The 17614-nt window shown below is 52.0% G+C and carries 17 protein-coding genes, 4 tRNA genes and 1 pseudogene; 15 read left to right on the forward strand and 7 right to left on the reverse strand.

All coding sequences use genetic code 11. The annotated features are described in order from the left end of the window. The 5 genes from MKO97_RS11160 to MKO97_RS11180 are packed head-to-tail and all read left to right on the forward strand — an operon-like array spanning position 1 to position 4184. Positions 1-705, forward strand: coding sequence for a 16S rRNA (uracil(1498)-N(3))-methyltransferase (locus tag MKO97_RS11160; RefSeq protein ID WP_241103303.1), 705 nt, complete (start codon positions 1-3; stop codon positions 703-705). Beyond that, positions 702-1346: a DUF4159 domain-containing protein gene (locus tag MKO97_RS11165; protein WP_241103304.1), complete on the forward strand. Its 645-nt coding sequence runs from the start codon at positions 702-704 to the stop codon at positions 1344-1346. The genes MKO97_RS11160 and MKO97_RS11165 overlap by 4 nt, the downstream gene beginning before the upstream one ends. Beyond that, a complete protein-coding gene (locus MKO97_RS11170; RefSeq protein WP_241103305.1) occupies positions 1346-2440 on the forward strand; it encodes an AI-2E family transporter in 1095 nt (364 codons plus the stop codon). The genes MKO97_RS11165 and MKO97_RS11170 overlap by 1 nt, the downstream gene beginning before the upstream one ends. Then, positions 2437-3618, forward strand: coding sequence for a class I SAM-dependent methyltransferase (locus MKO97_RS11175; protein WP_241103306.1), 1182 nt, complete (start codon positions 2437-2439; stop codon positions 3616-3618). The genes MKO97_RS11170 and MKO97_RS11175 overlap by 4 nt, the downstream gene beginning before the upstream one ends. After that, entirely contained in the window at positions 3615-4184 is a 570-nt protein-coding gene (locus MKO97_RS11180) for a hypothetical protein (protein ID WP_241103307.1), read from the forward strand. The genes MKO97_RS11175 and MKO97_RS11180 overlap by 4 nt, the downstream gene beginning before the upstream one ends. Here MKO97_RS11180 and ddpX read toward each other — a convergent pair whose 3' ends face one another. Next, positions 4185-4838: a D-alanyl-D-alanine dipeptidase gene (gene ddpX / locus MKO97_RS11185; protein ID WP_241103308.1), complete on the reverse strand. Its 654-nt coding sequence runs from the start codon at positions 4836-4838 to the stop codon at positions 4185-4187. Between the two features lie 79 nt (positions 4839-4917). Between ddpX and MKO97_RS11190 the strand changes: the two genes are divergently transcribed. From MKO97_RS11190 to MKO97_RS11205, 4 genes are all read left to right on the forward strand, one after another. Further along, entirely contained in the window at positions 4918-5169 is a 252-nt protein-coding gene (locus MKO97_RS11190; protein WP_241103309.1) for a hypothetical protein, read from the forward strand. Between the two features lie 198 nt (positions 5170-5367). Beyond that, positions 5368-5451 (forward strand) — tRNA-Ser (locus MKO97_RS11195). A gap of 9 nt (positions 5452-5460) precedes the next feature. Then, a tRNA-Pro gene (locus MKO97_RS11200) sits at positions 5461-5535 on the forward strand. Between the two features lie 50 nt (positions 5536-5585). After that, positions 5586-5660 (forward strand) — tRNA-Pro (locus MKO97_RS11205). Positions 5661-5730: 70 nt separating this feature from the next. Here the strand turns inward: MKO97_RS11205 and MKO97_RS11210 are convergent. Further along, complete coding sequence (locus tag MKO97_RS11210) at positions 5731-6741, reverse strand: hypothetical protein (RefSeq protein ID WP_241103310.1); 1011 nt, start codon at positions 6739-6741, stop codon at positions 5731-5733. 166 nt (positions 6742-6907) lie between these two features. Between MKO97_RS11210 and MKO97_RS11215 the strand changes: the two genes are divergently transcribed. The 3 genes from MKO97_RS11215 to MKO97_RS11225 all read left to right on the forward strand — a co-directional run bounded on the left by MKO97_RS11215 (position 6908) and on the right by MKO97_RS11225 (position 9889). After that, positions 6908-6981 (forward strand) — tRNA-Arg (locus tag MKO97_RS11215). A gap of 427 nt (positions 6982-7408) precedes the next feature. Next, entirely contained in the window at positions 7409-9187 is a 1779-nt protein-coding gene (locus MKO97_RS11220; protein WP_241103311.1) for an ABC transporter ATP-binding protein, read from the forward strand. Between the two features lie 3 nt (positions 9188-9190). After that, complete coding sequence (locus tag MKO97_RS11225; RefSeq protein ID WP_241103312.1) at positions 9191-9889, forward strand: hypothetical protein; 699 nt, start codon at positions 9191-9193, stop codon at positions 9887-9889. A 54-nt stretch (positions 9890-9943) separates the two neighbouring features. Here the strand turns inward: MKO97_RS11225 and MKO97_RS11230 are convergent. Further along, positions 9944-10985: pseudogene (locus MKO97_RS11230) on the reverse strand (PLP-dependent cysteine synthase family protein). Positions 10986-11062: 77 nt separating this feature from the next. Further along, positions 11063-13111 (reverse strand): S9 family peptidase, encoded by a 2049-nt coding sequence (locus tag MKO97_RS11235; RefSeq protein ID WP_241103313.1) that lies wholly within the window; start codon positions 13109-13111, stop codon positions 11063-11065. 128 nt (positions 13112-13239) lie between these two features. Here MKO97_RS11235 and MKO97_RS11240 point away from each other — a divergent pair, with 128 nt between their 5' ends. Beyond that, entirely contained in the window at positions 13240-13554 is a 315-nt protein-coding gene (locus MKO97_RS11240; protein WP_241103314.1) for a YbaB/EbfC family nucleoid-associated protein, read from the forward strand. Here the strand turns inward: MKO97_RS11240 and MKO97_RS11245 are convergent. Next, positions 13551-14591 (reverse strand): low specificity L-threonine aldolase, encoded by a 1041-nt coding sequence (locus MKO97_RS11245; RefSeq protein WP_241103315.1) that lies wholly within the window; start codon positions 14589-14591, stop codon positions 13551-13553. The two genes, MKO97_RS11240 and MKO97_RS11245, sit on opposite strands and share 4 nt — an antisense overlap. A 121-nt stretch (positions 14592-14712) precedes the next feature. On the opposite strand from MKO97_RS11245, the gene prfB reads away from it, so the two are divergent. Next, positions 14713-15811 (forward strand): peptide chain release factor 2 gene (gene prfB / locus MKO97_RS11250; RefSeq protein ID WP_241103316.1). Its coding sequence is split into 2 segments (ribosomal slippage): positions 14713-14775 and positions 14777-15811, totalling 1098 coding nucleotides; the frame shifts between segments, so codons are not numbered across the junction. Positions 15812-15863: 52 nt separating this feature from the next. Here the strand turns inward: prfB and MKO97_RS11255 are convergent. Next, positions 15864-16400 (reverse strand): pyridoxamine 5'-phosphate oxidase family protein, encoded by a 537-nt coding sequence (locus MKO97_RS11255; protein WP_241103317.1) that lies wholly within the window; start codon positions 16398-16400, stop codon positions 15864-15866. Between the two features lie 162 nt (positions 16401-16562). On the opposite strand from MKO97_RS11255, the gene MKO97_RS11260 reads away from it, so the two are divergent. After that, a complete protein-coding gene (locus MKO97_RS11260) occupies positions 16563-16937 on the forward strand; it encodes a hypothetical protein (RefSeq protein ID WP_241103318.1) in 375 nt (124 codons plus the stop codon). Here the strand turns inward: MKO97_RS11260 and MKO97_RS11265 are convergent. After that, positions 16927-17571, reverse strand: a complete 645-nt coding sequence (locus MKO97_RS11265; RefSeq protein WP_241103319.1) for a class I SAM-dependent methyltransferase — start codon at positions 17569-17571, stop codon at positions 16927-16929. The two genes, MKO97_RS11260 and MKO97_RS11265, sit on opposite strands and share 11 nt — an antisense overlap. Between the last annotated feature and the right edge of the window lie 43 nt (positions 17572-17614).

Below are 17614 nucleotides of genomic sequence, written 5' to 3' on the forward strand. Positions count from 1 at the left end.
ATGCAACTGTTCTACGATCCGGCGCTGCAACCGTCTACCGAGGTGTTTTCCTTTGAGAAGGAAGAAAGTCGCCATATAGCTAAAGTATTACGAAAGAAGGAAGGTGATATCCTGTTTGTTACGAATGGTTTAGGCAGCTTATTCACCACGGAAATCATCGAATGTCGGGAAACAAAATGTACAGCGCGCATCGTGTCGGTAACGACGGAAACGCCACGACATCCGCGACTGCACCTGGCGGTGGCCCCGACCAAAATGAACGAACGCTACGAGTGGTTCCTCGAGAAGGCGACGGAAATCGGCATCGAGGCCATTACCCCTATTATCTGTGACCATTCCGAGCGCACGGTGGTAAAGCCGGAACGACTTGAGAAAATCGTGGTAGCTGCGATGAAACAGTCGAACCAAACGTACCTACCAAAACTACATCCGGCGATGCCCTTCAGCCAGTTTATCAGCCAGGCCCGGGAAGGCGCCCGCTTTATCGCCCACTGCGAGGACGACGAGAAACATCCGTTGAAAAATGCCCTGAAACCGGGAGAAGACGCCGTCATCCTGATCGGACCCGAAGGCGATTTTTCCCCTAAAGAAATACAACTCGCGCTGGCAAACGGATATCTTCCCGTATCTTTGGGCAACACCCGCCTGCGCACCGAAACGGCTGCATTGGTCGCGTGTCACACTTTTACGGTTTTGAACGAATGAAAAAAAGGCTTTTTGTTGCGCTGTTCCTATTAGTAGCCGGCCTCTCGTCGGCACAGGAAGTCGCACTGCTCAAATACAGTGGCGGTGGTGATTGGTACGCCAATCCTACGTCGCTTCCCAATTTGGTCAAATTCTGCAACCAGTCAATCGGTACGCGACTGAAGGCGAAACCCGCTACGGTCGAATTGTCAAGTCCGGATTTGCTGTCGTATCCTTTTGTGCATGCAACCGGGCACGGAAACATTGTGTTTTCCGACGCGGAAGCGCAGAACCTGAGGGCCTTTCTCCTCGGCGGAGGCTTTATCCACTTTGATGACAATTACGGCATGGACCAATACATCCGTAAGGAATTCAAAAAGGTGTTCCCCGATCGCGAATTGGTGGAACTTCCGGCCAACCATCCCATCTTCCAGAAACCCTTTTCCTTTCCAAACGGGCTCCCGAAAATCCACGAACACGACGGCAAACGCCCCCAGGCCTTCGGGATCATCATCGACGGACGGCTGGCGTTGTTGTATACGTATGAATGTGACCTCGGCGACGGTTGGGAAGATCCTGAGGTGCACAACGACCCGCGCGAGGTGCGGGAAAAAGCACTGAAAATGGGCGCTAATATCATCAACTACGCCTTTACGAACTGATGGCACCACAGGCTAAACATATCGCAAAGGGCATCGTCATGGCAGTCGGTATACTGGCTGCGGTATCCCTGCTCCTCTATTTAGTCTGGGAATTGCAGACGGTCATATTGTATCTGTTCGTCGCCCTGCTGCTGTCGCTGATCGGAAAACCGATTGCCCGCTTCTTCCGTACGAAGTTGAAATTGCCGAATACGGGGGCGACCATCGCGACCCTGGCGATTTTCCTTTTATTTGTGGCCCTGTTTGTCTATATGTTCATTCCGCTGATCTCATCGCAGGGTAAAAACCTGTCGGCGTTGAGTCCGTCCGAACTGCAACAACGCGCCACCCTGCTGTGGACACAGTTCAGCGCTTTCCTTGAAGGATATGGCATTGACGGGTCGAAGCTCGCCAGCCAGACGGGTGTGGCATCGAAACTCAACCTGGATTTTGTGCCGGATTTCCTCAATGGCGTGCTGGGCGCTGTCAGCGGCTTTAGCGTCGGACTTGCCTCGGTTATGTTCATCACTTTCTTTTTCATCAAAGACCGGGTGTTGTTCGTAAACGCAGCGAAAGCGTTCATACCCGAATCGCATGAAGAGCAGATCCTCAATTCGGTTGAGAAGATCAACGACATGCTGAGCCGGTATTTCCTCGGATTGCTGCTGCAATTGCTGATTATCTTTGTCATGTACTTGATCGTACTGCTGATTTTTGGCATCGAAAATCCGGTTATCATCGCGTTTATCTGTGGTATTCTCAATATCATCCCGTATATCGGTCCGGTCATCGCGTCGATACTGGCTGCGTTACTGACGATGCTGAGCCATATCGGTAATGACTTCCGTTCGGAGACACTTCCGATTACGATTTATGTGCTGATCGCCTTCTCCGTCGTCCAGTTCATCGACAACAATATCAGCCAACCGATCATTTTCTCCAAATCGACCAATGCGCATCCGTTGGAAATTTTCCTGGTGATTTTGGCTGCCGGCTTCCTGTTCGGTATTTTGGGAATGGTATTGGCTGTTCCGCTGTACACGGCGCTTAAAGTCGTGGCGAAGGAATTTTTCCCCGATAACCAACTCGTACAACTTCTCACCCGACGGCTATGACCGATTTCGGTGCGTTACTTCGCCCGGACGTGCAGGCGTACATCCACCTTCACACGGGTACGGACCCCGCTGCGTTGGCACTGAAACCCAATCCGTTTCCGGACGTCGATCATCCTTCGCTGGTGCAGCAGGTTACGGCCCGGACCAAAGCCAAAGACAAACTGCCGACTTGGTTCAATGCCGCGGATATCGTATATCCGTCGCGCATTTCGGTTGAGCAAACGTCGTCTGAAGCCACCGCACAGTACAAAGCGTCACTGGTAAGCGGGCAGCGTTTGGCCGATTTGACAGGCGGTTTTGGTGTCGATTCCTTTTTCTTTTCGCAGCGGGTCGCTACCGTGGTGCATGTCGAGAAAGACGCCTATCTGTCAGCCGTGTCTGCCCACAACTTCCGGCAATTGGGAAGTGCCGTTCAATGCGTCAATCGCGACAGCACCGAGTGGCTGGCGGAAGCCGGAACGTTCGACTGGCTTTACATCGATCCGTCAAGACGGCATGACCTAAAAGGAAAGGTATTTCTCCTGAAGGACTGCCTGCCCGATGTGCCCGCCCTACTCGATTTTTACTTTACGCACACAGAGCGTATCCTGATCAAAACGGCACCGTTACTGGATATTTCGGCCGGACTCTCCGAACTGCACGCCGTTACCGATATCCATGTCGTCGCCGTGGGGAATGAAGTAAAGGAAGTACTTTGGGTACTGCAAAAAAACGTATCGGGTACGCCGCGGGTGCATGCCGTTACACTGGGTAATCCAACACCATCGTTTACATTTCCGTATGGCGAGGCGGTCCCTATCACCTATGCCGACCCGCTCACATACCTATATGAACCCCACGCCGCTGTGTTGAAATCGGGTGGGCACGACCGTTTAGCCGTCGATCTGAGTCTTATGAAACTCGCACCCCATTCGCATTTGTATACGTCGGATACGCAAGTGCCTTTTCCTGGCAGGACGTTTACGCTACGGGCTATACTGCCGTATTCCAAAACCGACATGGCGGCCCTGAAAGGACGGAAAGCCAATGTAACGGTACGTAACTTTCCGGAAACCGTCGAGGTGTTGCGAAAGAAATGGAAGATTGCCGACGGTGGTGCCGACTATTGGTTTTTCACCACGGATAAGGCAAACCGGAAAATTGTGTTACTTTGCGCCAAAATCGAGACGCCTCTATGAAACGTATACTTGCCGCTTTTTTGCTCCTGCTACCCCTCGCCGTATTCGCCCAGAACGATTGTACGTATACACAGAACGCGACCGACAGCCTCGGGACGTATAAGTCCTTGAAGGAGTATGTCATGCACGAACGCAACTTCGGTTCGTCATCCGCTTATCTCTTCTTTTCGCTGGCGCAGGACAATGGTACGCCCGTGGTTAACGTGCAATACATCCAGAAAAGCAGCGACTTTATGAAGGCAGCCTGCTTCGATAAAAGCTCAAAGATTTACCTGCAACTCGACAACGGCAAGATTGTCACCCTGCTTCATGCCGGTCCTGAGGCATGCGGCACCATGATTCCGATTCCGGAAGAAGGAAAGAACACACGGGTATTGACGGGAAGTTTTGTATTCCTGAAAGGAAATTTCGAAGACCTCGAGGCCTCACCCCTCAATATCGTACGGATTAAATTTACGACCGAAACGATTGATTTCCCGATGAAGAAAGTGCTGGTATCGGAATTGACGAAAGAAGCATACGGTCCTTCCTCTTACTTCATCGATTACCTCAAGTGCGTAAAGTAATCACGGACACGGCCACCGGAAATCGGAAATCGGAAGTTCACGGGCGCCCTTGAGGTTGAAATGCCACCACTCCGACGGTAGTTGGCGAAAGCCCGCTTTTTTCATGATACGCCTTAGTTTGCGGCGGTTCTCTATAACCTCCTCCGATAATTGGTCATAAGACGGAGAGGCTTCCGGCCCAAAATGGTCAAACGCCGTTCCCATATCAAGCGGCACGCCGGTACTGTCACACAACGTCAGGTCGAGCGCTCCACCCCTATTGTGTATCGACCCCTTTGCGGGATCCGCCACATAATCAGGATTTGGCACGAGCTTCCACATTTTCCGTTGCACGGAATGCGGGCGGTAACAGTCGAAAACCCGGAGCCTGTAGCCGTAACGTCCTGCCTGCGACTGCGCTTTCAATAGGGCTTTGACCGTCGCATACCGCAGGTAACACTCGGCGCAGTCATACACTTTCTCTTTCAGGAAATTGTCATCAGACGCATATTTCATGTCGAGTACGATGCCGCTTACGTATTCCGAAACGTTTACGAGCGTGGTGTCGGCAGGTTCGCCCGTTTCTGCTGCCCGGACGTCAGGAGGCAATGCCACGCGGGTCGCACAGGAAGAGAGTAAAAAGACGGATAGGATACAGAAAAAAGGAAGCCGCATGAAATAGAATAAAAAATCCGCCGTTATACTATAAAAGGATACCAAATTAAATGGCTATCTTGGAGGAAAATACAAAGCTATGAAAAAACTCTTCTTTCTCGGTCTCTTGCTTTGCGCGTCCGTGACCCACGCCCAGTCGAAGGAAAAATCAGATCGAAAACCGGCTGCTGTGAACAAGTCGGAAGCCGTTTCCGATAGCCGTGAAGAGGATAAGAAAGCGGCCCGAAAAGGGAAACGCGAAGCCCGTAAGGAAGCCCGCGACAAAGCAGTTAAAGGGCGCCGCTACTATATTGATGCGAACGGCACCAAGACGTATATGGACGAAGCCTGATTTTCAGCGCGCTCCACTGCTCCGCCTTCCGGCGGTTTTTTTTTTTGCCCTTTTGCGTCGGTCATACCCTATACTTTTGATTGTTAACGTTTTTGGTCGTAACCTCCAAAAAAAGCCCCGTTTTGTTTGGGAAATCGATACTGAACACTTACATTTGCAACCGCTTTAAAACAGAATGTCTGTTTGAAAAGCAGGAATGGAGAGGTGCCGGAGTGGTAACGGAGCAGATTGCTAATCTGTCGGCGGGTAACCGTCGCCTGGGTTCGAGTCCCAGTCTCTCCGCTCTTTTTTCGGGGTGTAGCGTAGCCCGGTTATCGCGCCTGGTTTGGGACCAGGAGGTCGCAGGTTCGAATCCTGCCACCCCGACAAAATGCCGGTTTATCCGGAGGCAGCAATGCCACTTTACTGATTTCCTTCGGGGTGTAGCGTAGCCCGGTTATCGCGCCTGGTTTGGGACCAGGAGGTCGCAGGTTCGAATCCTGCCACCCCGACTAAGAAATGGAAATTAAAAAACTCCCTGACACCTGTCGAGGGAGTTTTTGTTTTTACTACCTATTGCGTTTACTTCGAGAAGGTCACGCGTATGTCGTCGGCATATAGCGTGCCGGTAGCACTGCTGAGCGCGAGCAGGAGACGGAATTGCTCGGCGCCTGCCGGCAGGTCTAGTTCTTTTTCAAAATAGGTCCAATCGCTATCACCGACCACCGATCCGATCATCTGGTCATCGATGGCTTTGTTCGTGCCATCTTTGGTCAGTTCGATGATGAAGACACCGTTGTTCCAGGTTTCTTTTCCGCGAACGATCGACTGCGCGCGCAGCCAACCCGACACCTTTACCCTTTTACTTCCTTCCGGGACAAAGGCCGGCTGGTCGATACCCGCCCACACTGGTTGTGACGACGTGATCGACACGGCCGCAGCGCCTTCCTTCACCGGATTGTTGACAATGGTGGCCCCGCCGCGCCATCCTTCCATTCCCATTTCAAAACTGCCGTTGCGGAACGATTGTGCAGCCAGTTTCGCCGCTTTCCGTTCTTCCTCCTTCATCTTCTCGAATTCCGCCACCGAATAGCTTACGGCACTTACGTTGTCGAATAACAACGAGCCATTGGTTTGCGCGAGTGCCAGTATAATACGGATCTTTTTGGCCTCGGCGGGAAGCACCAGGCTTTTGTGGTAATATACCCAGCCGGTAGAACCGAGCGCCGTTGCGACCCCTTCATAGCGGATACTTGTCTCCCCTGCCGTGAGTAACTCCACCGTCATGACGCCGGCATTCCACGGGTCTTTACCGCCTTCGATGTTGTCGGCTTTCATCCAGACGCCAAAATCCATGGCGTAGCAATCCTTTGGCACCGTGAGGATCTGGTCGATGCCCTTCCACTCGCCGCCGGTAAACTGGTTGATCATGCCGGCACTGTTGCCGTCGTGGCGGTCAAAAGAGTTGATGATGACGCCTTCTCCGCGCCAATTGTCGGCCGATCCTTCAAAACCGCCGTTCCGAACCAGGTTTTTCTGGCCCCACGACCACGCACTGGTGAGGGCAAAAATAACTGCAATACTACGTTTCATGATACTAGATTAGGTTGGTTAAATAGCTGATAACGAACTTACGAAGAGCACAACAATCGCCCGCATAGTATTTTGTCAATTCTGAGTAGTATTCTGGCGGAAGGCGGAAAATACCCCGCAGGTTGCGGCATTCGATTAATCCGCTTATATTTGCACCACTTTTTTCGGTCGCATAGCTCAGCTGGATAGAGCACCTGCCTTCTAAGCAGGCGGTCGCAGGTTCGAATCCTGCTGCGATCACGAATGAATCAAAACAAGGCTCCGCAATAGAGAAAGTGTACTTTCGAATATTGCGGAGCCTTGTTTTGATTCTCAAAGCGGAGCTTTGAAGGATGGGCGTAGTGGGGAGTAACTGAGCAACTGAGCAACTGAGCAACTGAGCAACTGAGTAACTGAGTAACTGAGTAACTGAGAAACTGAGTAACGGAGGAACTGAGAAATTGAGGAACTGAGGAACTGAGGAATTGAGCTCCACTGACCACTGTCTACTAACTACTGACTAGTGCAAACTGCCCACTCCTGCGACTGCGACTGAGACTGAGACTGCTACTGCTCACTGCCAACTGCCCACTGCCAACTGCCCACTCCTGCGACTGAGACTGCGACTAAACTATCCCATAGCTTGGAAGCATCCACGATTCTACCGTATCTTTACAAAAAACTACCCATGCCACCTCGTCGTGTCGACAATGACCTCCCTAAAGCGAAGGTCACTTCTTCTTCCCTGAAACATACGTTCCGCATCTTCCGCTACTCTGGATCGCACCGCTGGAAATTCTACGTCGGATTGGTCTTCCTGTTGCTAACCGGAGGCTCGGCCCTCGCCTTCCCCTGGTTTTTTGGCAAACTGGTGAACTGTATTTCGGAAAAAGATGCCGATATGGCCAATACCATCGGATTGACGTTATTGGGCATTTTGGTGCTGCAGTCGTTCTTTTCGTTCTTCCGGTTGTCGTTGTTCGTCAACTTTACCGAGAATACCCTCGCGAACATCCGTATTTCGCTTTACAACCGCCTGATCCGTTTGCCGATGGCGTTCTTTTCACAAACCCGTGTGGGTGAACTCAATTCGCGGATCAGCGCCGATATCACGCAGATACAGGATACCCTGGCGACAACCATCGCCGAGTTCCTCCGGCAATTCATCCTTATTATCGGAAGTGTGATCCTGCTGGTTATCCTGAACCCCCGACTGACGCTCATGATGTTGTGCATCGTGCCGGTAGTGGCAGTGGCTGCGGTCATCTTCGCGCGCTTCATCCGGAAATATGCGAAGAAAGCACAGGACGCGGTGGCCGACAGCCAGGTCATCGTGGAAGAGACCCTTCAGGGCATCAGCATCGTCAAGGCCTTTGCCAACGAAGTCTATGAGGCCGCACGCTATGCCGGGAAGATCCGGGAAATCGTGCGCATCGCGATAAAGGGCGGACAGTACCGTGGGTATTTCGCCTCCTTCATCATTTTCTGCCTCTTCGGATCGGTCGTGGCCGTGGTGTGGTATGGCGTCATCCTGAGTATATCGGGTGATGGCGGCGTAGGAGACCTGGTAACCTTTGTTTTGTATTCCAGTTACCTTGGCGTGGCCTTTGGCGGGATTGCAGAGTTATATGCCCAGATCCAGAAAGCGATTGGTGCCACCGAACGGGTTTTTGAACTGTTGGAAGAAACACCAGAGGAAAGTTCCGTTGCGGAAGGCATACGCCTGCGGGGCGATGTTACTTTTGAAAACGTCCGTTTCCATTATCCTTCCCGGCCCGAGATAGAGGTGTTGGCGGGCGTAGCCTTCGATGCGCGTTTCGGACAGAAGATCGCGTTGGTCGGACCCAGCGGCGCGGGCAAATCGACGATTTCGTCGCTGCTGCTGCGCTTTTACGATGTAACGGGCGGCACCATCCGGATCGACGGCAAAGACATCCGCGAGTACAGCCTTGAAGATTTGCGCGGCAATATGTCGATCGTACCGCAGGATGTCATCCTCTTTGGGGGAAGCATCCGTGAGAACATCGCGTATGGCAAACCCGGTGCGTCAGACGAAGACATCATCGCGGCAGCAAAAAAAGCCAACGCCTATTCGTTTATTGAATCCTTCCCTGAAAAACTCGACACCCTGGTGGGCGAACGCGGCGTAAAACTTTCGGGTGGACAACGTCAGCGTATCGCGATTGCGCGCGCCATCCTCAAAGATCCGGCCATCCTGATTCTGGACGAAGCCACCTCTTCGCTCGACAGTGAAAGTGAAAAACTGGTGCAGGAAGCGTTGGAAACCCTGATGGAAGGACGTACCAGCCTCATCATCGCACACCGGCTTTCGACCATCCGCACGGCCGACCAGATACTCGTACTAGACAAAGGCACAATCGTCGAGCAGGGCACACACAGTGAATTGATGGCGATTGAAAACGGACTCTACCAAAACCTAAGTAAACTTCAGTTCGCAGAATTTTAAGTGATGTCGCGTCACCTTTCCCTGTATTTCCTGCTTTTATCGATATCGTTTTTGGGATTCTCGCAAAGCGATAAACAAATAGACTCGCTCGCTACGGCCATGTGCAAGAGCTTCGATAACATCCACCACTATGACGATTCGACGAAGGTGCAGGTACTCATGGAACGCCATATACCGAACTTTCTACGCCAGCAAAAACTCCGTACCGACGAACAGGCACAAGCCGCTTTCAACCGCGTGTTCCTGCGACTTCAGAAGGTATGTCCTTCTTTCCAGAAGGCGCTTGCCGGGTTTGACAAACGGAGCCTGAATGGTGAATGGGAGCGCGTTCAGGGAATTCCTCCTACCCAATTGTCGTCTGCCGAAATACAGACGTTCTTTAAAGGAGGCGATTTCTATTATATGGACCTTGGCAGTACACCACCCAGCCCCGTCAACGTTCGTATTACCTCTGACCGATGGACGGAGACCTTTTCTGACGGCACCACTTCCCAGTGTGAGCTCAAGCCTATGGGAGACGGCACCTTCCGGCTGTATTTCATCAAAAGCAATAACGAGGTGCGCAAGAACCTCAGTCGCAAAGGCGATGTGTACTATTACGGCCTGGTTTCCTTTACGGGAGATTACTACTCGATTTGGAGCGGTGAACCCGACCATCCGGATGCGCTTGTGAGCATTTTCAAACTACACAAACGGCCATAACAAAAAAACTCCGGAGTCGCCTCCAGAGTTTTTTCAACTATCTATCAGGAAAAATTATTTGATAAACTCGATTTTCTGCGCTTCTTCCGCGTTGACGCTGTCGAAGAACCCCTGTTCGCTCATCCACTCGTCTGAGAAGACTTTGCTCATATAGCGCGAACCGTGGTCAGGGAAGATGGCAACGACATTACTGTTCTCGTCGAAAGCGCCTTCTTCTGCATACTGTTTGATGGCCTGCATGACGGCACCTGAGGTATAGCCGACAAACAACCCTTCTTTCTTCGCGATGTCGCGTGCCATGTGGGCACTTTCTTCATCGCTTACTTTGGTGAACTGGTCGATGATGTCGAAATCCGTTGCCGTGGGAATCAGGTTTTTACCCAACCCTTCGATGCGGTACGGATAAATCTCATCGGCGTCGAATTCTTTGGTTTCGTGGTATTTCTTCAATACCGAACCAAAGGCATCAACACCCAGGATACGGATATTCGGGTTTTGTTCTTTCAGGTACTTCGCCGCACCAGAAATCGTACCGCCGGTACCACTGCACGCCACCAAATGGGTGATCTTGCCGTTGGTCTGTTCCCAGATTTCAGGACCGGTGGTTTTGTAGTGGGCGTCGATATTGAGTTGGTTGAAATACTGGTTGATGTAGATCGAACCCTTAATTTCTTCGTGCAGCCTTTTGGCTACGCTATAATAGGAACGCTCGTCATCGGCCGACACGTTTGCAGGGCAAACATATACTTTGGCGCCGAGGCTGCGCAACATATCGATCTTGTCTTTGGAGGACTTTGAGCTTACCGCCAGGATACAGTTATATCCCTTGATGATACTCACCATAGCCAAGCTGAAGCCTGTATTGCCCGAAGTGGTTTCAATGATGGTATCGCCTGGTGTGAGGATCCCTTTTTTTTTCCGCTTCTTCTATAATGTACAGGGCAATCCTGTCTTTGGTGGAATGTCCCGGGTTGAAGGCTTCGACCTTAGCGTAGAAGTTTCCTTTATACGGGCTGGTGATAGTGTTCAGGCGTATAAGGGGTGTATTGCCAATCAAAGCCAGAACGTTATCGTAAGCTCTTATCTCTTCTTTCATACATAAAGTTAAAAAAGCATGCCGCGAACGGTTTCGACCCAATTCGGAACCTCGCAAAGGTAACAATTATTTTTATACTATCCCTTTATTCCCTCCAAATCTAACAAAAAACTGAATTCCTTGGCGAGCTCTTTCAGGGCTTCAAAACGACCGGATGCACCGCCGTGCCCGGCGTCCATATTGGTGTCAAGATACAACTTATTATGGTCTGTTTTCAGCGTTCGCAATTTCGCCACCCATTTGGCGGGCTCCCAATACTGCACCTGCGAATCGTGCAGGCCGGTCGATACATATAAATTGGGATACGCCTGCGCGCGAACATTGTCGTAGGGCGAATACGACTTCATATACTCGTAGTACTTCTTCTGGTTCGGATTGCCCCATTCGTCATACTCCCCGGTGGTCAGCGGGATACTGTCATCAAGCATGGTGGTCACGACATCCACAAACGGCACCTGGGCGATGACACCGCGGTACAGTTCCGGTGCCATATTGATGATTGCGCCCATCAGCAGTCCGCCTGCCGAACCGCCTTCCGCATACAAATGGTCAGCCGAGGTATACTTTTCGGCAATCAGGAATTTCGAACAGTCGATAAAGTCGGTGAAGGTGTTTTTCTTTTTGAGCAACTTCCCGTCTTCGTACCAACGGCGACCCAACTCTTCCCCACCCCGGATGTGCGCGATGACATAGATGAAGCCACGGTCAAGCAACGACAACCGCGTTGACGAGAAATACGGATCCATCGAGTAGCCATAGGAACCGTAGGCGTATAACAGGCACGGGTTCTTACCATTCCGTTCGAGTCCCTTGCGATAGACCACCGACATCGGAATACGGGTTCCGTCGGCCGCCGTCGCCCACAGCCGTTCTTCGTGGTAGCGGTTCTTGTCGAAGTCGCCCAACACCGGTTGCTCTTTCTTAATGACCTTCTCGTGAGTGCGCATGTTGAAATCGATCACCGAAGAAGGCGTGGCCATCGACTGGTAGCTGTAGCGCAGTATTTCCGTATCGAATTCCGGATTGGTACTGCTCGATGCGGTATACGTTTCATTGTCGAAGGGCAGGTAATACGGTGTACCGTTCCAGGGACGGATCTGCAACATCGCGAGTCCGTTCGTGCGTTCCTCGACCACCAGGTAATCCCGGAAAATCAGGAAACTCTCGAGCAGGGTCTCGGCGCGGTGCGGAATGACTTCTTTCCAATGGTCACTGCCCGTGGCGGTTTCGGGCGTCTTCATCAGTTTGAAGTTCTCGGCTTTATCTTTATTGGTACGGATGTAAAACGCATCCCCATAATGAGAAATCTCATATTCGACGCCGCGCACCCGCGGTTGGAACACGCGAAACGTCCCTTCCGGATGGTCGGCTTCAAGGATACGGTATTCGCTCGTGAGCGTGCTCTCCGATTCGATCATCAGGTATTTACGCGATTTCGACTTCGCAATATCAAGCGAAAAGGTCTCGTCTTTCTCCTGATAGACCATTACTTCCTCATTCGTGTCGAGCCGGTAGCGGAACACACGGTCCGACCGCAGGGTCTGTTCGTCCTGGCGCGTAAAGAAAACCGTGTTGTTATCGTTCGCCCAAACCGCGCTTCCCGTGGTGGTAGTGATCTCCTGCGGCAGGATGGCACCGGTTTCGAGGTTTTTGAAACGGATGGTATAAATCCGGCGTCCGACGACATCGGTGGCGAAACAGACGGTTTTGTTATCCGGACTCACGGTCACCACGCCCATCTGGAAAAAACTGTGGCCTTTGGCCAGTTCGTTGCAGTCAAACAGAATTTCCTCGGGTGCTTCGAGGGTTCCCTTGCGACGGGCATAAATAGGATAGTCTTTTCCTTTCTCGAAACGGGTGATATACCAATAGTCATTATAGAAATAAGGTACCGACGCATCGTCTTCCTTTATACGCGCTTTCATTTCCTCGAAAAGGCGCTGTTGGAATTCTTTGGTGTGGGCGGTTTCGGCTTCGTAATAGGCGTTTTCCTGTGTGAGGTAGTCAATCACCTCGGGGTTTTCGCGGTCGTTCAGCCAATAGTAGTCATCGATTCGGACATCTCCGTGTTTCTCAAGCCGGTGTGCGATGCGTTTTGCAACCGGTGCAGGGGTTTTCTGTGGCATGTAAGTGGATATTTGTTGCGCCTGGCACGGGGCGAAAATACATAAAAGAAGGGTGCAATATAAAATACGGTTCATGTGCGACAGGCTAAACGCGCAATTTAGTAATTTTGGAAGCAAAACAACGTACTATGTTCGGTGAGCTTATGGGAATGATGGGCCAACTGCAGGACGCCCAAAAAAGAGTGGAGGCAACCAAGAAACGCCTTGACACGGTAATGGTCGAGGAAAAGAGCGCTGACGGACTTCTCAGCGTTACGATTACCGCCAACCGGGAGATCCGATCGGTGTCTGTCAATGATGCGTTATTGGAAGATAAGGAGCAGTTGGAAGATTACCTTGTATTGGTATTGAATAAAGCCATCGCAAAAGCCACCGCTATTCATGAATCGGAAGTGGCCGCTGCTGCAAAAGAAGGCCTTCCTCCTATTCCGGGTCTGTTTTAAGCAGGATGGGAACGGATGGATATCCGTTTAAACGTCTCTAACACATAATCGTGCATAACCTGTTTGTAATCAAGGTGTGTTACGATGCGTAATTTTCCTTTTCCCAATGAGCTGATGTGGATATTGCGCTCTTTCAATACCTGCAGGAATTTCGTTTCATCCAGTCCGTTTGCCAACGAAAAGATGACGATGTTCGTCTCCACCGGCTCTACCTTCCCTACCCAGTCTACCGTGCCCAATAAGGTCGCGATTTCCCGCGCGCGCCGATGGTCTTCCGCCAGACGGGCCACGTGATGGTCGAGTGCGTAAAGTCCGGCTGCGGCCAGATAGCCTGCCTGCCGCATCCCGCCACCGAGTACTTTCCGGATGCGAAGGGCCCGCTGTATGGTGTCGGCATCCGATACCAACAACGACCCCACCGGTGCGCCCAATCCTTTTGACAGGCAAACCGAAATCGTATCAAACAAAGTACCGTATGTCTTAGGATTGTCGCGTTTCACGACAAGGGCGTTCCACAAACGGGCACCGTCGAGGTGGAACTTCAGCTGGTGTTCGTCGCATACCTGTCGTATCCGCACGAGTTCCTGCATATCGTAGCAGGCGCCACCGCCTTTGTTGGTGGTATTCTCCACACATACCAACCGTGTGAACGGGCTGTGGTAAAAGTCGGGTGGATTGATGGCTTCCCGCACCTGTTCGGCCGTGATCATACCCCGGTGTCCGTCGACCAAACGACACGACACCCCACTGTTGAACGCCACGCCACCCGCTTCGTAATTGAAGACGTGGGCGTATTTATCCGCAATGAGTTCATCTCCCGGCTGGGTCAGGAGTTTGATAGCCGCCTGGTTGGCCATGGTGCCGGAGGGAAAGAAGAGCGCGGCTTCCATCCCGAAAATAGCGGCCACACGCGCTTCGAGTTCGTTGACAGTAGGATCTTGTTTGTATACGTCATCCCCTACCTTCGCCCGAAACATGGCTTGCAGCATGTCGGGAGTAGGCCGGGTTACGGTGTCGCTTACGAGGTTGATTTCCATTTAGGGGTCACATCGTCCGATTATCGTGTGAAGCGCCGTCGGTTTGGGAAAAACACGCGAACGCCTGTCGGATAATCGCCTTATTAGTGCTATTTTTGCACCCACAAAAGTACGTGAATTTATGACAAATACCGAACAAGTCAAAGGTATTGTAGAGCGCCTCGGAGCGCTGAGGAGGTATCTTTGACGTAGATGCCAAACGCATCGAAATCGCCAACGAAGAAGAAAAAACGCTGGCACCCGATTTTTGGAACAACCCGAAACAGGCGGAACTCCATGTCAAAACCCTGAGGTCGAAGAAACAATGGGTCGACGACTATGAAAAAGCGGTCATGCTGGCCGACGAGTTGCAACTGGCCTATGATTTCTTCAAGGAAGGCGAACTGTCGGAAGAAGAACTCGACGCCACCTATGACGCCGCCAATTCCCATATCGAAAACATCGAATTCCGGAACATGCTTTCGGATGAAGGCGACAGTATGAGCGCCGTATTGCAGATCACAGCCGGAGCCGGTGGCACCGAAAGCTGCGACTGGGCGAGTATGCTGATGCGGATGTATATGATGTGGGCTGAAAAGAGCGGCTATAAAGTCAAGGAACTCAACTACCAGGAGGGCGAAGTTGCCGGTGTGAAAACCGTGACGCTTGAAATAGAAGGCGATTATTCGTTTGGGTACCTGAAAGGGGAAAACGGGGTACACCGTCTGGTGCGGATCTCGCCTTTCGACAGCAACGCCAAGCGGCACACGTCGTTTGTGTCGGTGTATGTATACCCGCTCGCCGACGACACCATCGAAATCGAGATCAACCCGTCGGATATTTCATGGGAAACCATGCGTTCGTCGGGGGCAGGCGGGCAGAACGTCAACAAGGTGGAAACCGCGGTACGTCTCCGCCACCACCCTACCGGTATCATCATCGAGAACTCGGAAACGCGTTCGCAGCTTGACAACAAAACAAAAGCGATGCAGCTCCTGAAATCGCAGCTCTATGAAATTGAGTTGAAGAAGAAGCAGGCGTTGCGCGATGAAATCGAGGCCAATAAGAAGAAAATCGAATGGGGCTCGCAGATCCGGAACTACGTCCTGCATCCGTACAAACTCGTGAAAGACGTGCGTACGAGTTATGAAACCAGCGACACCGAAGGCGTGCTCAACGGGGAGATAGACGAATTCCTGAAGGCATATCTCATGATGATGGGCCAAAAAGAAGAGGCGTAAACGCCCCTTGTCTTATACCAAAAAACTCCGGCCGTCAAGCCGGAGTTTTTTTTTAAGGTGCCAGGCTTCCCTGCACCGAATCATCGGACGTCTGTCCCGTCAACGCCCCAAACGCAATCTTCGCAAAGGCCACGAGGCTGCCATTTTGGGTGTCCCAGTAATAGCCTTCGGTAGGCACGAATTCCAACACGGTAATGCGTGGATCATCCTTGCCGCCGGTAAACCAGTTCTTCATGGTGGCGTCCCACAGCGCCTCGATACGGCTACGGTCGGTAGAGATACGGGTGTGTCCGTAAAGGGTCATAAACGGTGTATAATCGCCGCCCTGGAAGAGCAACTGCGTGGCCGGATCGGCTTCGAGTTCGGCGTTTTTGTGGCTGTCAGACGCGCTCAGGAACCAGAGGTGTCCGTTTTCGTCAATCTCCTCCTGCCCCATCGGGCGAACCGAAAAAGCCTGTCCGGAACGGATGTTCGTACAGAAAAAACAAACGCCCGCTTTCTTGGCGAGTTCGCGTATTTTTTCGCGGGCTTCCTTTCCGGCGAGGTCGTCAAATTTGGCGTCGGTAGTTTGGGCATCGATACTGTTCATAGGATACGTATTTTTCTGCAAATTACCCGAATAGCGGCGACCGTCCTTTACAACTTCCCCCGCGGATCTTACATCTGCCACGCCCGCCGGATGGAAGCATCGCAGCGGATTGTATAACAGCATCCGGAGCCGTCGGGCGTACTTTCATACCAAAACAACGCCATGAATGCGACCTCTTTCAACTTTGCGCGTGACCAGCTCTTCAACGACCTGCAACTGAAATGCCTACAGGGGCCCGGCGAACTGTATATCTTCCAGGATCGGGAGGAGGGTGCGCTGCATTTCCTTTCGGATGAGGCCGACTTCCGTGAGCGCGTGCGGAAACTCGAAACCAACGGCGTGCATTTCAGCCGGGCGTTCTCGATTGATCCAGAGGTGCTGGAGGCGTATGGCTTTCGTGCCGGCGTGCTGATGGTCTTTGATATTGAACTTGAGGTGTGGCGTCCGGAAGACCTGTATACCAGCACGTACGTGGCAATGTCATTTGAATACGAACGCCTGTCCGATCAGTTTCTCGTGGCCAAGGTTATGCTGTAATCTTCCGCGCCACGATCGCGCAATCACTGGTGGTCGTGCCATCACCTGCCGGGTAATAATCAACGGTTTGGAAGGTGACATGGAAACCGCTTTCCTGCACCCAATCCAACAGGTCCGACAATCGATGGTAATACATATATAAGACATCGCCCTGCGAATTCGTGCGCTCACCCGACTGCTGGGTGGCATTTTCTACCATACCACTGACATAGAGCATACCGCCTGCAGGAAGCACGTCCGCTGCCTCTTTCAGGAAGGTTCGGGTGTCGGCTTCGTTCAGGTACGGGATGACGAAACCGGAAAGGATACCTTCCACCGGGCGTTCCCAGGAAGCAAGCTGCCGCACGTCGAATACGCTCGCTTCGCAGGACGGATTTTCCTGTTGGGCCAATGCCACCATTTCCGGGGAGAAGTCGGTGGGATAGATCGTCAGATCCGCATAGCGTTCGAGCAGGAAGGCCGTGACGTTTCCGGGTCCACAGCCTAGTTCGAGCACACGCGCGCCCTTGGGTAAGGAGGCCGCAAAACACGACAACGAGCCCGCGTATCGCGATACGTCCCAGAAACGGTCGCGGTAGAGTTGGGCGTGTTGGGAAAATATCCGCTTCGCTTTCAAATAGTTGTCGTCTGCCATAGCGCTAAAATACAGCTTCTTCAACTTTAGCACTCGATTTTCG

The sequence above is a fragment of the Flavobacterium sp. HJ-32-4 genome, from assembly GCF_022532105.1.
Lineage (GTDB): Bacteria > Bacteroidota > Bacteroidia > Flavobacteriales > Flavobacteriaceae > Flavobacterium.

Bases quoted from the DNA above. Each gene is read 5' to 3' on its own strand.
- MKO97_RS11160 (WP_241103303.1), top strand. From the start codon at position 1: ATGCAACTGTTCTACGATCCGGCGCTGCAACCGTCTACCGAGGTGTTT.
- MKO97_RS11165 (WP_241103304.1), top strand. From the start codon at position 702: ATGAAAAAAAGGCTTTTTGTTGCGCTGTTCCTATTAGTAGCCGGCCTC.
- MKO97_RS11170 (WP_241103305.1), top strand. From the start codon at position 1,346: ATGGCACCACAGGCTAAACATATCGCAAAGGGCATCGTCATGGCAGTC.
- MKO97_RS11175 (WP_241103306.1), top strand. From the start codon at position 2,437: ATGACCGATTTCGGTGCGTTACTTCGCCCGGACGTGCAGGCGTACATC.
- MKO97_RS11180 (WP_241103307.1), top strand. From the start codon at position 3,615: ATGAAACGTATACTTGCCGCTTTTTTGCTCCTGCTACCCCTCGCCGTA.
- ddpX (WP_241103308.1), bottom strand. From the start codon at position 4,838: ATGCGGCTTCCTTTTTTCTGTATCCTATCCGTCTTTTTACTCTCTTCC.
- MKO97_RS11190 (WP_241103309.1), top strand. From the start codon at position 4,918: ATGAAAAAACTCTTCTTTCTCGGTCTCTTGCTTTGCGCGTCCGTGACC.
- MKO97_RS11210 (WP_241103310.1), bottom strand. From the start codon at position 6,741: ATGAAACGTAGTATTGCAGTTATTTTTGCCCTCACCAGTGCGTGGTCG.
- MKO97_RS11220 (WP_241103311.1), top strand. From the start codon at position 7,409: ATGCCACCTCGTCGTGTCGACAATGACCTCCCTAAAGCGAAGGTCACT.
- MKO97_RS11225 (WP_241103312.1), top strand. From the start codon at position 9,191: ATGTCGCGTCACCTTTCCCTGTATTTCCTGCTTTTATCGATATCGTTT.
- MKO97_RS11235 (WP_241103313.1), bottom strand. From the start codon at position 13,111: ATGCCACAGAAAACCCCTGCACCGGTTGCAAAACGCATCGCACACCGG.
- MKO97_RS11240 (WP_241103314.1), top strand. From the start codon at position 13,240: ATGTTCGGTGAGCTTATGGGAATGATGGGCCAACTGCAGGACGCCCAA.
- MKO97_RS11245 (WP_241103315.1), bottom strand. From the start codon at position 14,591: ATGGAAATCAACCTCGTAAGCGACACCGTAACCCGGCCTACTCCCGAC.
- MKO97_RS11255 (WP_241103317.1), bottom strand. From the start codon at position 16,400: ATGAACAGTATCGATGCCCAAACTACCGACGCCAAATTTGACGACCTC.
- MKO97_RS11260 (WP_241103318.1), top strand. From the start codon at position 16,563: ATGAATGCGACCTCTTTCAACTTTGCGCGTGACCAGCTCTTCAACGAC.
- MKO97_RS11265 (WP_241103319.1), bottom strand. From the start codon at position 17,571: ATGGCAGACGACAACTATTTGAAAGCGAAGCGGATATTTTCCCAACAC.